Source organism: Martelella sp., assembly GCF_984369615.1.
Genome location: NZ_CFHTCS010000090.1, coordinates 1 through 13736, shown reverse-complemented (window position 1 = coordinate 13736; position 13736 = coordinate 1). Strand labels below are relative to the sequence as shown.

At 62.4% G+C, this 13736-nt stretch carries 18 protein-coding genes; 10 read left to right on the top strand and 8 right to left on the bottom strand.

Annotation, left to right across the window (positions count from 1 at the left end; genetic code table 11):
- On the top strand, positions 1 to 356 hold a 356-nt coding region (gene smpB, locus AC5DC2_RS09680; RefSeq protein ID WP_491698323.1), incomplete at its 5' end, for an SsrA-binding protein SmpB.
- A 95-nt stretch (positions 357 to 451) separates the two neighbouring features.
- Here the strand turns inward: smpB and AC5DC2_RS09675 are convergent.
- A complete protein-coding gene (locus AC5DC2_RS09675; RefSeq protein ID WP_024707064.1) occupies positions 452 to 1030 on the bottom strand; it encodes a LabA-like NYN domain-containing protein in 579 nt (192 codons plus the stop codon).
- Positions 1031 to 1312: 282 nt separating this feature from the next.
- Between AC5DC2_RS09675 and rpoZ the strand changes: the two genes are divergently transcribed.
- The 9 genes from rpoZ to recO all read left to right on the top strand — a co-directional run bounded on the left by rpoZ (position 1313) and on the right by recO (position 8810).
- Positions 1313 to 1717 (top strand): DNA-directed RNA polymerase subunit omega, encoded by a 405-nt coding sequence (gene rpoZ / locus AC5DC2_RS09670; RefSeq protein WP_024707065.1) that lies wholly within the window; start codon positions 1313 to 1315, stop codon positions 1715 to 1717.
- A gap of 106 nt (positions 1718 to 1823) precedes the next feature.
- Positions 1824 to 4028, top strand: coding sequence for a RelA/SpoT family protein (locus tag AC5DC2_RS09665; RefSeq protein ID WP_491698322.1), 2205 nt, complete (start codon positions 1824 to 1826; stop codon positions 4026 to 4028).
- A 105-nt stretch (positions 4029 to 4133) separates the two neighbouring features.
- Positions 4134 to 4295, top strand: a complete 162-nt coding sequence (locus AC5DC2_RS09660) for a hypothetical protein (protein ID WP_491698321.1) — start codon at positions 4134 to 4136, stop codon at positions 4293 to 4295.
- Positions 4296 to 4472: 177 nt separating this feature from the next.
- Positions 4473 to 5057 carry a DUF2062 domain-containing protein gene (locus tag AC5DC2_RS09655; RefSeq protein WP_024707067.1) on the top strand — a complete coding sequence of 195 codons (585 nt, stop codon included), beginning with the start codon at positions 4473 to 4475 and terminating at the stop codon, positions 5055 to 5057.
- Between the two features lie 21 nt (positions 5058 to 5078).
- Positions 5079 to 5471 (top strand): holo-ACP synthase, encoded by a 393-nt coding sequence (gene acpS / locus AC5DC2_RS09650; RefSeq protein ID WP_491698320.1) that lies wholly within the window; start codon positions 5079 to 5081, stop codon positions 5469 to 5471.
- A 94-nt stretch (positions 5472 to 5565) separates the two neighbouring features.
- Entirely contained in the window at positions 5566 to 6312 is a 747-nt protein-coding gene (gene lepB / locus AC5DC2_RS09645; protein WP_024707068.1) for a signal peptidase I, read from the top strand.
- Complete coding sequence (gene rnc, locus AC5DC2_RS09640) at positions 6313 to 7020, top strand: ribonuclease III (protein ID WP_491698319.1); 708 nt, start codon at positions 6313 to 6315, stop codon at positions 7018 to 7020.
- A 103-nt stretch (positions 7021 to 7123) separates the two neighbouring features.
- Entirely contained in the window at positions 7124 to 8047 is a 924-nt protein-coding gene (era, locus tag AC5DC2_RS09635) for a GTPase Era (RefSeq protein ID WP_491698318.1), read from the top strand.
- A gap of 19 nt (positions 8048 to 8066) precedes the next feature.
- On the top strand, positions 8067 to 8810 hold the full coding sequence (gene recO, locus AC5DC2_RS09630) for a DNA repair protein RecO (protein WP_024707071.1): 744 nt from the start codon (positions 8067 to 8069) through the stop codon (positions 8808 to 8810).
- Positions 8811 to 8813: 3 nt separating this feature from the next.
- On the opposite strand, the gene AC5DC2_RS09625 is transcribed toward recO, so the two are convergent.
- The 7 genes from AC5DC2_RS09625 to AC5DC2_RS09595 all read right to left on the bottom strand — a co-directional run bounded on the left by AC5DC2_RS09625 (position 8814) and on the right by AC5DC2_RS09595 (position 13684).
- On the bottom strand, positions 8814 to 9662 hold the full coding sequence (locus tag AC5DC2_RS09625) for an MOSC domain-containing protein (RefSeq protein WP_491698317.1): 849 nt from the start codon (positions 9660 to 9662) through the stop codon (positions 8814 to 8816).
- A gap of 69 nt (positions 9663 to 9731) precedes the next feature.
- Complete coding sequence (locus AC5DC2_RS09620) at positions 9732 to 10631, bottom strand: mechanosensitive ion channel family protein (RefSeq protein WP_024707073.1); 900 nt, start codon at positions 10629 to 10631, stop codon at positions 9732 to 9734.
- A gap of 81 nt (positions 10632 to 10712) precedes the next feature.
- Complete coding sequence (locus AC5DC2_RS09615) at positions 10713 to 11273, bottom strand: tyrosine phosphatase family protein (RefSeq protein WP_491698316.1); 561 nt, start codon at positions 11271 to 11273, stop codon at positions 10713 to 10715.
- Complete coding sequence (locus tag AC5DC2_RS09610) at positions 11270 to 11905, bottom strand: YfbR-like 5'-deoxynucleotidase (RefSeq protein ID WP_491698315.1); 636 nt, start codon at positions 11903 to 11905, stop codon at positions 11270 to 11272. Before AC5DC2_RS09610 ends, AC5DC2_RS09615 begins: the two co-directional genes overlap by 4 nt.
- Positions 11902 to 12741 (bottom strand): CAF17-like 4Fe-4S cluster assembly/insertion protein YgfZ, encoded by an 840-nt coding sequence (gene ygfZ / locus AC5DC2_RS09605; protein ID WP_491698314.1) that lies wholly within the window; start codon positions 12739 to 12741, stop codon positions 11902 to 11904. The genes AC5DC2_RS09610 and ygfZ overlap by 4 nt, the downstream gene beginning before the upstream one ends.
- A gap of 108 nt (positions 12742 to 12849) precedes the next feature.
- Positions 12850 to 13107 (bottom strand): hypothetical protein, encoded by a 258-nt coding sequence (locus AC5DC2_RS09600; RefSeq protein WP_024707077.1) that lies wholly within the window; start codon positions 13105 to 13107, stop codon positions 12850 to 12852.
- Between the two features lie 160 nt (positions 13108 to 13267).
- Complete coding sequence (locus AC5DC2_RS09595; RefSeq protein WP_024707078.1) at positions 13268 to 13684, bottom strand: NUDIX hydrolase; 417 nt, start codon at positions 13682 to 13684, stop codon at positions 13268 to 13270.
- Positions 13685 to 13736: the final 52 nt, after the last annotated feature.

Below are 13736 nucleotides of genomic sequence, written 5' to 3'. Positions count from 1 at the left end.
AGTCGCTGCGCGAGGGCAAGGCCAATATCGCCGAATCCTACGCCTCCGACGAGGACGGCGAGATGTGGCTGATCAACTCCTATCTGCCGGAATATCTGCAGGGCAATCGCTTCAACCACGAGCCGCGCCGCCGCCGGAAGCTGCTTCTCGGCCGACGGGAGATCAACCGGTTGCGCTCGGCGGTCAACCGCGAGGGCATGACCCTTATTCCGTTGAAGCTCTATTTCAATGAACGGGGACTGGCGAAGCTGCAGTTGGCGCTGGGCAAGGGCAAAAAGGCGCACGACAAGCGCGAGACGGTCAAGAAGCGCGACTGGAATCGCGAAAAGAGCAGGCTCCTGAAGCAGCTTGGCTGATAATTTCTTCGCCCTAAGGTTGTTTTCGGGCAGTCTCTGATAACGCTGTCAGTCGTAACACAGCAGAGCCGCGCGCGGTTGCGCGGGTCTGGTCGTCAGTCGTCGAAATCCGAGGAGACAACCTCCGCCTGCCGCTGCGGACGCTCTGAAGGTTCGCGTCCGACTTCGCCGCGCAGCGACACCAGATCGATGAAATGGTCCGCCTGGCGGCGCAGGTCATCGGCGATCATCGGCGGCTGGGTCGACATGGTGGAAACGACGGAAACCTTGCGCCCCTTGCGTTGCAGCGCCTCGACAAGGGTGGTGAAGTCGCCGTCGCCGGAGAAGATGACGAGATGGTCCACCGTGGCGGACTGTTCCATCGCGTCGATCGCCAGCTCTATGTCCATGTTGCCCTTGATCTTCCGGCGTCCCATGGAATCGGTGAACTCCTTGGCGGGCTTGGTCACCACCTTGTAGCCATTGTAGTCGAGCCAGTCGATCAACGGCCTGATCGAGGAGTACTCCTGGTCCTCGATCAGCGCGGTATAATAGTAGGCACGCAGGAGGTAAGCCTTGTTGTTGAACGTTTTCAGCAGCTTCCGATAATCGATGTCGAATCCCAGGCTTTTCGAAGCGGCATAGAGGTTCGCTCCATCGATAAAAAGCGCAATCTTTTCGCGCGGATCAAACATGCAAAATACCCTTCACTAAAACCAGTTTTGCGTGGGCCGGGCCCGAATTGCGATAAATAAAGAACCTTCAAAATAAAGGCAGCAGCTCGAAAATGCCAGTCGCACTTTTACGTGATTTAATCACGTATGCGGAAACATTCAACCCATAGTTATATCCCTTGAACGGACAAAAGCATCGTTTGTTCCGAAACCCCCTGGCGGGATTGAAAATGCGCTCTTGAATTCCGATATGTGAGTCTCTATGAGAGGCATTTCCACAGAAATCACCTAAAAGGACAGTCAATGGCACGTGTCACAGTTGAAGACTGTATCGACAAAGTTGACAACCGGTTCGACCTGGTTCTGCTCGCCGGACATCGTGCGCGTCTCATCTCCCAGGGCGCTCCGATCACTGTCGACCGCGATAACGACAAGAACCCCGTTGTCGCGCTGCGTGAAATCGCTGACGAGACACTTTCGCCCGACGACCTCAAGGAAGACCTGATTCACTCCCTGCAGCGTCACGTCGAGGTGGACGAGCCGGAAGCCGAACAGACGCAGAGCGCCGCTTCCGAGGACGATGTCGGCGCAGAGACCGCAGACCGCCCCGACCAGCCCGAAGCCATCCCCTTCGACCAGATGTCGGAGGAAGAGCTGCGCGCCGGGATCGAGGGTCTGGTTCCGCCGGAAAAGGGCGACGACTACTGATTGCCCGTGATGCGGGGTCCATGTGCCCCGCACCGCATTTCCCTTTCCTGTCAGAACGGGCCGCGCCTGACCCGTATTTCGCCCGACCGGGCCTGGTCTTTCAGCCATGATGCGGCAATACGAACTTGTTGAGCGGGTACAGAAATACAAGCCCGACGCCGACATAGCACTGCTCAACAAGGCCTATGTCTACGCCATGCAGAAGCATGGCCGGCAGAGGCGCGCGAGCGGCGACCCCTACATCTCGCATCCGCTGGAAGTCGCGGCGATCCTGACCGACCTGCATATGGACGAGTCCACGATCGCGGTCGCGCTTTTGCATGACACGATTGAGGACACATCGGCGACGAGGGCCGAGATCGACGCGTTTTTCGGCGATGAGATCGGCGCGCTGGTCGAGGGGCTGACCAAGATCAAGCGGCTCGACCTCGTCTCCCGCAAGGCCCAGCAGGCGGAGAACCTGCGCAAGCTGCTCCTGTCCGTCGCCGATGACGTGCGCGTGTTGCTGGTCAAGCTTGCCGACCGGCTGCACAATATGCGCACGCTCTATTACATGCGCCCGGACAAGCGCCGGCGTATTTCCGAGGAAACGATGGAAATCTATGCGCCGCTCGCCGGCCGCATGGGCATGCAGGACATGCGCGAGGAACTGGAGGACCTGTCCTTCCAGTATATCAATCCGGATGCCTACCAGACCATCAAGGGCAAGCTGCAGGACCTCTCCGGCCAGAACGAGGCCCTGGTCAAGAGCATCGAGGACGAACTGAAGGCGCTTCTGCAGAAGAACGGCCTTCAGGACGTCAAGGTCAAGGGCCGGCAGAAGAAGCCGTTTTCGATCTTCAACAAGATGCAGTCGAAATCGCTCTCCTTCGAGCAGATGTCGGACCTCTACGGATTCCGCATCATCGTCGACGAGGTGGAGACCTGCTACCGGGCGCTCGGACTGGTGCACACCACGTGGCGGATGGTGCCGGAGCGGTTCAAGGACTATATCTCCAACCCCAAGCAGAACGGCTACCAGTCCCTGCACACCACCATCGTCGGGCCGATGCGCCAGCGCATCGAACTGCAGATCCGCACCAAGCACATGCACGAGATCGCCGAATACGGCATCGCCGCGCATTCGCTTTACAAGGACGGCAAGACCCGGAAGGGGCAGGCGGGCGACGAGGAGACCAGCGTCTTCTCCTGGTTCCGCAAGACGATCGAGGCGCTGGCGGAGGGCGACAGTCCCGAGGAGTTTCTCGAGCATACCAAGCTGGAACTGTTCCAGGACCAGGTGTTCTGCTTCACGCCCAAGGGCAAGCTGATCGCGCTGCCGAAGGACGCGACGCCGATCGATTTCGCCTATGCGGTGCACACCAATGTGGGCGACACCTGCGTGGGCGCCAAGGTGAACGGACGGATGATGCCGCTTGTCACCAGGCTCAACAATGGCGACGAGGTCGAGATCATTCGCTCGGGCGTTCAGGTTCCCCCGCCCGCCTGGGAAGGCATCGTGGTCACGGGCAAGGCGCGCGCGGCCATTCGCCGCGCCACGCGGGCGGCAATCCGCAAGCAGTACAGCGGTCTCGGCTACCGCATCCTGGAGCGCACCTTCGCCCGCTCCGGAAAGACCTTTTCGCGCGAGGTGCTGTCGACGGTGCTGCACCGGCTCGGACAGAGCGATGTCGAGGATGTGATCGCCGCGGTTGGCCGCAACGAAATGTCGTCGAGCGATGTGCTGCGCGCTGTCTTTCCCGACCACAAGGACGAGCGCGTCACGATCAAGCCGAGCAGCGAGGAAGGTTGGGTCAACCTTCCGAAAGGCGAGGGCATGGCCTTCAAGCTTCCGGAAACGACGGATGGCGGCGAAGCGGGGGCAGGCTTTCCGCTGCGCGGACTCAACGCCGGAGCGACCGTGCGTTTTGCGCCGTCCGGCGCCGTGCCGGGGGACCGGATCGTCGGCATCGCCGGAGATGACGGCAGCATCACCGTCTACCCGATACAGTCTCCGGACCTGCAGCATTTCGATGACGAGCCCGACCGCTGGATCGACATCCGCTGGGACATCGATTCCACCAACGACAAGCGCTTCCGCGCCCGCGTCGGCATCAGCGTCCTGAACGAGCCGGGCACGCTCGCCCGGATCACGGAGACGATCGCGACGCTCGGCGTCAATATCCGCGCGATCCAGATGAAGGTCGTCGCCGAGGATTTCGCCGAGGTGACGATGGATATGGAAGTCTGGGACCTGCGCCAGTTGACGCAGACATTGAACCAGCTCAAGGCGCTCGATTGCGTTGCCACGGTAAACCGTCTTTTCGAATAGCGCGGCAACCGCGAAAATATGGAACTTTCCACGATTTCGCCGCGTCTTTCTGTTAACGCTTGTTGTCTCTCTCGGACATAGCGAACGAGGAAAGGAAGGTTTGCGATGCTGGATCGTCTGACGCGCTTCTTCAAGCGCTTTACCAGTCCCAAGGTCACCGACAAGGAGGTCGACGGCGTCAAGCATGTGATCGACAATATCGACCACAATTTCGACCCCAACCGGCCGACGCCGCAACACCGTTCCGATGAACAGAAGGAAGGTTGACCGGCCAGCCCTCGGCGGGCGACATCTGGCGTGTGAAGCCGGCGGACGGATATGCGCTTGATCCGCCCGGCGCCTTGTTTCGGCCCCGCCGTCGCCGTGCCCGGCGATCGGTGTTGCAGCGGGCGAAGAAACCGTCTACGCCCTTGCAATCCCTCCGCCAGATGTCAAAAGTAGGCGATGCTTTTTAAGAGACGTTCCCAGGCAAACTATTGGCAACGGTTTCGCGCCGCGATCTGGCCCAAGAAGGGCTTCTGGCGCGTGCCGGTCTATCTTTATCACCGCACGGTGCGGCTGAGGGCGACGCCGCATGCGATCGCCATGGGCATTGCGGCCGGCGTCGCCGTCTCATGGACGCCCTTCATCGGCGGTCATTTTCTCTCGGCCTTTCTGCTGGCCTTCCTCTTCGGCGGCAATTACGCAGCGGCGGCCCTCGGCACGGCTTTCGGCAATCCGCTCACCTTTCCCTTCATCTGGCTCTCCACCTGGCGGTTCGGCAGCGTGCTGCTCGGGCGCGATGTCGGCGGGCGCGACCATATCGACCTTGTCGACATGGTCCATCGCTTCGAGCTCTCCGATCTCTGGCGCCCCCTGCTGGAGCCGATGGCCGTCGGCGCGGTGCTGCCGGCGCTTTTGAGCGGCGCCCTGTTCTACGGGCTGACCTATTTTGCCGTGCAGTCCTTCCAGCAGCGGCGGCAGGCAATGCTCGAGGCGCGCGGCAACAAGCCGCAGGAAAACCGGGCCGCCGAGGGCAGCAAGAGCTGATCCGATGCGGAGAACAATACGATGATCCTCGGAATGGGCAGTGATCTCATCGATATCAGACGGATCGAGAAATCGATCGAGCGCCACGGCGATCGCTTCACCGCGCGCTGTTTCACGCAGATCGAGCAGCAACGGTCTGACGAGCGACGCAATCGCGCGGCATCCTACGCCAAGCGTTTCGCCGCCAAGGAGGCCTGCGCCAAGGCGCTCGGCACAGGCATTGCCCGCGGCGTGTTCTGGCGGGAGATGGGCGTGGTCAATCTTGACGGCGGAAAGCCGACCATGGAACTGACCGGCCGGGCCGCCGAGCACCTTGCCGGGTTGACGCCGGATGGGATGACGGCGCGCATCCACCTGACGATCACCGATGACTACCCGCTCGCCCAGGCCTTCGTCATCATCGAGGCTGTGTAGAGGCGGCAATTTCGTTTAAAAACATTGCCCGTGCCGCATGGAGGGGCTAAAGCTCAGGCAAACGGACTGCCTGGGTGTAAGAAGGAAACAAAGCGTGGCCGAAGAAGAAGAAAAAAAGGAGAGCTCGCTCTGGAGCAATGTCAAAGTCATTGTTCAGGCGCTGCTTCTCGCTCTTGTCATCAAGACATTTTTGTTTCAGCCCTTCACCATTCCTTCCGGTTCGATGATGCCGACGCTGCTGGTGGGCGACTATCTGTTCGTCAACAAGTTCTCGTACGGCTATTCGCGCTATTCGCTGCCGTTCTCGCCCAACCTCTTCGAGGGCCGCATTTTCGGCTCCGATCCCGATCGCGGCGACGTCGTGGTGTTCCGTTATCCGCCGAATCCGAGTGTCGACTACATCAAGCGCGTGATCGGTCTGCCGGGCGACCGGGTCCAGGTGCAGAACGGCATTCTCTACCTGAACGGGGAGCCGGTTCCGCGCACCGCCGACGGCACCTTCACCTCCGATTACCGCCGGGATCCGGGCCGCGACATCCCGGTCTTCCGCGAAACCCTTCCCGATGGCGTGAGCTACGATACGCTCGACGAGATCCGCAATTCGCCGGGCGACAACACCCGCGAATTCATCGTGCCCGAGGGGCATTACTTCATGATGGGCGACAACCGCGACAATTCGCTCGACAGTCGTTTCGATGTCGGCTTCGTGCCGGCGGAGAACCTCGTCGGCCGCGCCAGCCTGATCTTCTTCTCGCTCGGCAACGACACCTCCTTCGCCGAGATCTGGAAATGGCCGTTCAACATGCGTTGGGACCGCCTGTTCAAGGTCATCGGTGGCTGAATGGCGGCACGGGACGCAAGAGAGGAAGACGTCGATGCGCTGGCGAGGCTGATCGGTTTCGAATTTTCGGATCGGGAACGGATCGCGCGGGCCCTGACCCATTCGAGCGCGCGCAGCGGCAAGGACGGCAATTACGAACGTATGGAGTTCCTCGGCGACCGCGTGCTGGGGCTGGTGATCGCGGAGAACCTGTTCAAGCTTTTCCCGACAGCGAGCGAGGGCGAGCTTTCCGTTCGTCTCAACCAGCTGGTGAGCGCGGAGGCCTGCGCCCGGGTCGCCGACGATCTCGGCCTGCACCGGTTCATCAAGACCGGTCAGGACGTGAAGAAACTGACGGGCAAGCGCGTGCTTTCGATCCGCGCCGACGTGGTCGAGAGCGTGATCGCGGCGATCTATATGGAGGGTGGCCTGGAGCCCGCGCGCCGCTTCATCGAGATGCACTGGAAGCCGCTGTTCGAGGACGGCGTAACGCTCAGGCGCGATGCCAAGACGGAACTGCAGGAATGGGCGCATGCCAATCACGGCGAAACACCGGTCTATCACGTCGAGGACAGGTCGGGGCCGGATCATGAGCCGCGGTTTACTGTCAAGGTCACTGTGAAGGGCGTCGCGCCGGAGGTCGGCGTTGATCGCTCCAAGCGCGCGGCCGAGCAGGTTGCCGCGACAAAGCTCCTGGAGCGCGAAGGCGTCTGGACAGCCGGGAGTTGACGCTTCTCGCATTCATGAATGCGTTTAGTTTGGCGTAACAATATATTGAATTCAAAATGTTTTATCGTCTTTCGCTTTCTGGCGTGAGCCGCAGGAGAAACAAATGACAGACGAAGAAACTGGTGCAGAGATAGCCGCGACCCGCTCCGGCTTCGTCGCGCTGATCGGCCCGACCAATGCCGGCAAGTCGACATTGGTCAACCGGCTTGTCGGCGCCAAGGTCTCGATCGTCAGCCACAAGGTGCAGACCACGCGGGCGACGTTGCGCGGGATTGCCATTCATGACAATGCCCAGATCGTTTTCATGGATACGCCCGGTATCTTCAAGCCGCGCCGCCGGCTGGACCGCGCCATGGTGCTGGCGGCCTGGAGCGGCGCGCGCGATGCCGATCTCATCATGATGCTGATCGATGCCGAGCGCGGACTGAAGGGTGATGCGGAAGCCATTCTGGAGGGCCTGAAAGAAGTCCGCCAGCCGAAGATCCTGGTGCTGAACAAGATTGATCGCGTTCGCCACGAGGACCTGCTGAAGCTTGCGGCGGCCGCCAACGAGGCGATCGGTTTCGAGCAGACCTTCATGATCTCGGCCACCAATGGTTCGGGTTGCGACGACCTGATGGACTATCTGTCGAAAGCCTTGCCGGAGGGCCCGTGGTACTATCCCGAGGACCAGATTTCCGATCTGCCGATGCGCCAGCTGGCCGCGGAAATTACCCGCGAAAAGCTCTTCCTGCGCCTTCACCAGGAGCTGCCTTACTCCGCCCATGTGGAAACCGAGAAATGGGAAGAGCGCAAGGACGGCTCGGTGCGCATCGAGCAGGTGGTCTATCTGGAACGCGACAGCCAGAAGAAGATCGCGCTCGGCAAGGGCGGCGAGGCGATCAAGTCTATCTCCATGGCCGCCCGCAAGGAGCTGTCCGAGATCCTCGAACAGAAGGTCCATCTGTTCCTGTTCGTCAAGGTGCGCGAGAACTGGGGCGACGATCCGGAGCGCTATCGCGAGATGGGGCTCGACTATTCGCAGTGAAAGCCGGGCGGTGTGAGCAATGGAATGGCAGGACGAAGGCATTGTTCTGGGCATGCGCCGCCACGGCGAGACCAGCGCCATTGCCGAGGTGATGACGCTTGCCCATGGCCGGCATCTGGGGCTGGTGCGCGGCGGACGCTCGCGCGCCATGCGGCCGGTTCTGCAACCCGGTAACCGGGTCTCGCTCATCTGGCGGGCCAGGCTTTCCGAGCATCTCGGCGAGTTCCGGGTGGAGCCGCTCAGCCAGCGTGCTGGGCTCCTGATGCAGTCGGCAACCGCGCTGCACGGCATGCGGGCCATGGCGGCGCTGCTGCGCCTGCTTCCGGAACGCGATCCGCACCGGCACCTGTGCGAAGCCGTCGAGGTGATCATCGCCCATCTCGATGACCCGGCATCGGCGGGTGAGCTTTTCGTCCGCTTCGAACTGGCGCTTCTGAACGAACTCGGTTTCGGGCTTGATCTGGCGCGCTGCGCCGCCAACGGTTCCGTGGTCGATCTTGTCTATGTGTCGCCGAAATCGGGCAGGGCGGTGTCGCGGGATGCCGGCGCGCCCTATGCCGACCGGATGCTGGCGCTTCCGGATTTTCTGAGGACCGATCTCAACGAGGCCGCCGATCCGAATGGTCTTTCCGCTGGCTTTCGTTTGACCGGTTTCTTTCTCGATCGTCACGTCTACGAACCGCGCGGGATCAAGCCGGACGGCGCCCGCGACAGTTTCATCGCGGCAACGCTGAAGGCGCTGGAGAGACAGGAAACGACCTGAACTTCAGCCCCGTCGCTTCAGCGGCCAGCGCTCGTCCCGCGTTCCGGAGACTTTCACCGCATCGCCAACGCGCAGCAGACCTTCGCCGCGCGGCACGGTGTTCCAGCCGAACAGCGGTCCGGGCACACGCCTGTCCGCCGACATGCGGATCCGACCCATTGCCGGCAGCGGATTGGCGCCGTCGCGCGATCCGGTCGCCTGGTCCTGCGTGGTCATGATGCAGCGTGCGCAGGGCTTGACGAAGTCGAAACGGATGCCGGAAATCTCTATGCCGGTCCAGCCGTCCTCCGCCCAGGCTTCCGCGCAATCGAGCACAATATTCGGCCGGAACCGCTCCATGCCGACCGTCTCGGCCCCGTGGGCCCTAAGATCGGCATTGAGCGCGGCGAGCGAACCCGTTGTGGTCACCAGAAGCTGGAAGCCGTCGGCGAAGGACACCGGCGTGTCCGTTTCAACCCAGTCGCGGCTTGCGACGCGGCGGGCAGAATCGTCAAAGAAGGCAAGGCGAACCGGGCGATCGAGCCATTCCGAGAGTGTCTCATCGACGTCTTTCGAGGCGGTTGCGGCATTGACCGTGTCCCTCCAGACCGCGACATCAAGCCTTTCGGCGGGAAAAGGCTCGGCGAAAACCGGCTTCCTGCCCTCCATTTCCAGAACAAGCCCATTGTCGTTCCGGTGAACGGAAAGGCGGGCGAGGGCCGGCAAATCGCGCTGGGTGATGAACCGTCCGCCGGGATCGGTCAGAAGCGCGGTCCTGTCGCCGACAAGCCCCGACGGGCCGCACATGGCCTCTTCGAGCGCGATGCCCCGCGCGCTTTTCAGCGGATAGACGGTGAGGGCGGCAATCTTCATGTGAGGCTCCGGCATGGGCGAGAGGCGAAAAAAGAAGCCGGCGCGAGGCCGGCAACTTCGATCCAGATCCTAGCTCTTTTCCGCGGGCTTGTCTGTGGTGTCTCCGACCTTTTCGAGCGGCTTTTCCTCCTCGTCCAGGGTCGAGAGCGTGACCTGCGGGAAGGGAATGGAAATGCCGGCCTCGTCGAAGGCGAGCTTCGCATCCCGGGTCATGATGTGGGTGGTCTTCCACCAGACGGATCCCGGGGCCCAGTAGCGCATGGCCACCACGACGGCGCTGTCGCCGAGCTCCTTGACGAAGGCGTAGGGCTCGGGATCGGCGAGAACGTTCTCGTTGTTCCTGGCGAGATCGAGCAGGATCTCGATCGCCTTCTTCAGGTCGTCATCATAGCCTATGCCGATGGCAAGCTCGTGCATGCGCTGGGTGACGCGCGAATAATTGGTGATCGAGACGTTCCAGAGCGTCGAGTTCGGGGCCAGACGGAAGAGGCCGTCAAACGTCTTCAGTTCGGTGGCAAACAGGCCGACTTCCTGCACCGTGCCGTCGATCGAGCCGGTGCTGATATATTCGCCGACGCGGAAGGGGCGCAGCACGAGAAGCATGATGCCGGCCGCGATGTTCTGCAGCGTGCCCTGCAGGGCGAGACCGATGGCCAGGCCGGCGGCGCCGAGAGCGGCAAGGATGGAGGCCGTCTGCACGCCGAACTGGCCGAGCACCATGATGATGACGATGGTCAGTATGCCGTAGCGCCCGATGTTGCCGAAGAAACCGGCGAGCGTACGGTCGACATTCTCGAATTTCAGGAATGCGTTCTTGATCGACCGCTGCACCAGCGCAGCCACGATCCAGCCGACGATCAGCAGGATGACCGCGCCCAGAACCGAAAATGTGTAGGTGATGACCAGCGCCCACATTGCGTTGGCGAAATCGCCAGACGCCTTGAACATGTCGCCGACCTGTTGCTCTATACCATCCATTGAAAATGCCTTGTTTTGGGAGGTTCGCGTTGGGTTTCTGCCTAGCTAGGGCGTTTTCAGCGTAAGTCCATGCTACGAAAACTTGAGCGATGCTGCAACTTTGCCCTCGTCGCCGAGGCGCCGCTCCGGCGCCAGCACGAAGGGAAGGTTCAGCCGACAGTCGCGCCCGCGCCCGATTGCTCCGACCGCCTCGACGAGACGACCCTTGCGGCCGAGCGCCTCGTCTCCGAGGGCAATGAGACGCGCGTTCGGCGTGGCAAAGGGCGATGCCGCCCGCAGCGCCTTTGCCAGCACAAGATCATCGAGCACAGGTTCACGCGCAAGCGCCGCGATCAGCGCCGCGGCGGGAGAGCGCGAAACGCCCATCCAGCAATGGATGAGCATCGGCCCGTCAAAGGCACGGGCAAAGCGGATGACCTGTTCGACATGCGAAGCCTCCGGCGCGACGAGATTGCCGCTGCCGGCAAAGGCGATATCGTTCATCCGCAGCGTGAGATGCCGGGACGGGTCGATCATCCCGGGACGGGCGAAATCATGGCCGTTCGCCATCAGGGACAGCATCGACCGGCATTGATGGCGGGCGGCCATCTCGCCGATGCGCGCAAGCGGACTGACGACGATCGCAGCGCTCATCCGACGCTCCCCTTCGCCGACGCCTCCCGGCTGGCGCGCTCGGCCTCTATCTCGGAGAACCGTGCCAGAAAGCGCGTCTGGGCATCGGTCGTCGCCATCGGCTCGATCGCGAGCATCTCGATCGACACCCCGTTGGGCTCGCCGAAAAAGCGCTTTGCCTCGGCGCGCGAAAAGCCGGCAAGGGTGATCGCCTCGAAATAGGCGGCGATGCGGTCGGCAGCCTTGATTCGCGCCTTCAGCGTGCGCGAGGGATGCGGCGGCAGGCCGAAGCGCAGGTGGACGGCCGATTCCAGCCGCTTTTCCACGCTCTTGTATCCGCCGCCGACGACCGCCTTGAACGGAGAGATCATGTCTCCGATCACATATTCGGGCGCATCATGCAGAAGCGCCATCTGGCAATCTTCGGGACTGGCCTTGTGGCAATGGAGGAAGATCGTCTCGACAACAAGGCTGTGCTGGGCAACGGAATAGGCGTGGGCGCCGACCGTCTGGCCGTTCCAGCGGGCAACGCGGGCCAGCCCGTGGGCGATGTCGGCGATCTCCACATCGAGGGGGGAGGGATCGAGAAGGTCAAGGCGGCGGCCAGACAGCATGCGCTGCCAGGCCCGGGCATCGGTTCTGGCCATGGTCATTCGCTCTCCGCGCCGCTCGCCTCGAGCGATATGCCGCTCCAGGCATAGGGCGTGACGCTGACCGGCAAGCCGGCGACGGCGACATCGCCGGCGGCCGCCGCGATCCGGTCGATGCGCACGATGGCCATTGCGACATGTCCGCTGACCGAGCCGAGACTGCCGGCGCTCTTGCCGCCGGCCTCGACCGCGCCCTGATCCGTGTTGAAGGGCTCCGAGGCCTCCAGTCTCACCAGCCTTCGCCGCGCCGTGCCGCGATGCTGCATGCGCGAGACCACTTCCTGGCCGACATAGCAGCCCTTGCGAAAGTTGAGGCCGCCGTTCTTGTCGTAGAGAACGTCATGGGGAAAGGCGTCTTCGGCGGCAAAATCCGCGTGCATCTCCGCCGCGCCGGCTTCGATCCGCAGGGCGGTATAAGTCTCGGGATCATCCGCTGCGCCGTCCAGCCGATCGGGCAGGCGGAAGAGCGCGACATCGGAGAGCGAAAAGCGCCTGTCCGCAACAGCGCCGTCCGGAATAGTGTCCTCGCCGACGATCGCCGTGGCGCCGTCATGAGCCGGCGTTGCGATCGTCACCTTGGCGCGCAGTCTGTAGAGCATCAGCCGCCGGGCGAGCGCGGCCCGGTCCCCGGCATGGGTCTCGATCAGAAAGCCGTCCGGTCCGCGGGAAATCAGGAAATCGAACATGATCTTGCCCTGTGGCGTCAACAGCGCGCCGGGCCAGGCCTCGCCGGGGACAAGCCCCTCGATATTGGTGGTGATCAGGTTCTGCAGAAACGCTTCGGCGTCTTCGCCCTCAAGCGTGATGAAGGCTCTGTCCGGAAGGTGGATCAATGCCATGGTCGTCCCTTTCATGCGCGGCGCGGATCGAATCGCGATCCGATTTGTCACGCGCGAAGCGGCATTCGTCAATGCGCAGAGGCGGGCGGCTCGGCAGCCAGGCCGGGATTACTGGAGGATGCGATCGGGCGAGAACTCACCGGCCAGCATGCGTTCGCGCAGCGATTCCAGCATCGCCTCCGCGCCTTCCTCGCCGATCATGCGGACGGTTTCTCGCATGGCGAGCGCCAGCGCCGCATCGGCGATGATCTCGGGTTCGATGCCGTCGGCAACGCCGTCGGCCCAAGCTTCGTTCTGGTATTCGAGAGCCGCCTGCATCTTTTCGCGCACGATCATGTCGTCGATTTCGTTGGCATTCGGCTTCATCTCTGTTCCTTGCTGGCTTCTCGTTCTTGGTCGTTCGGTCGCTATCGTATCAACATTTTGGTCGTTCTGTCAGCGGCGCTGCCATAAAAAGTGAACAGCCGGTTAACGCGCCGGCATCGCCGCGATTGTTCCCGCGTCGCTGTGACGCCCGCGCCACAGTTCAATCCGGCGATGCGAGCCTTTCGGCGCATTCGAGCACGCTGGTCGGCACGTTCAGGGCGCGGATTTCCTCAAGCGCGTACCAGCCGAGGTCATCGGCATCGTCGGCAGCGGCCGCGACGGCTGCCCCGTCGACATCCGCGAGAAAGACGCTGAGCCGGTAGAAGCTCGTGATGCGCCCATCGTCGTCGCGGTCGATCAGGTCGTAGACGGCATATCTTCGGGCGGACGCGGCAACAAGCCCCGTTTCCTCGGCCAGTTCGCGGATTGCGGCCTGTTCGGCCGTCTCGCCTTCCTCTGCCTTGCCGCCGGGAAAGGCATACATCGCCTGCGCCGGCGGATTGGCCCTGCGCACGAGCAGGAATTTCTCGCCGCGTCTGACGATCACGGAGGAGGCGGGTTTGGGTGAAACGGTCATGATAGTCCTTCCGGCATGCGTTGACGGACCTTGTCTTCCGCCGCGCAAGATG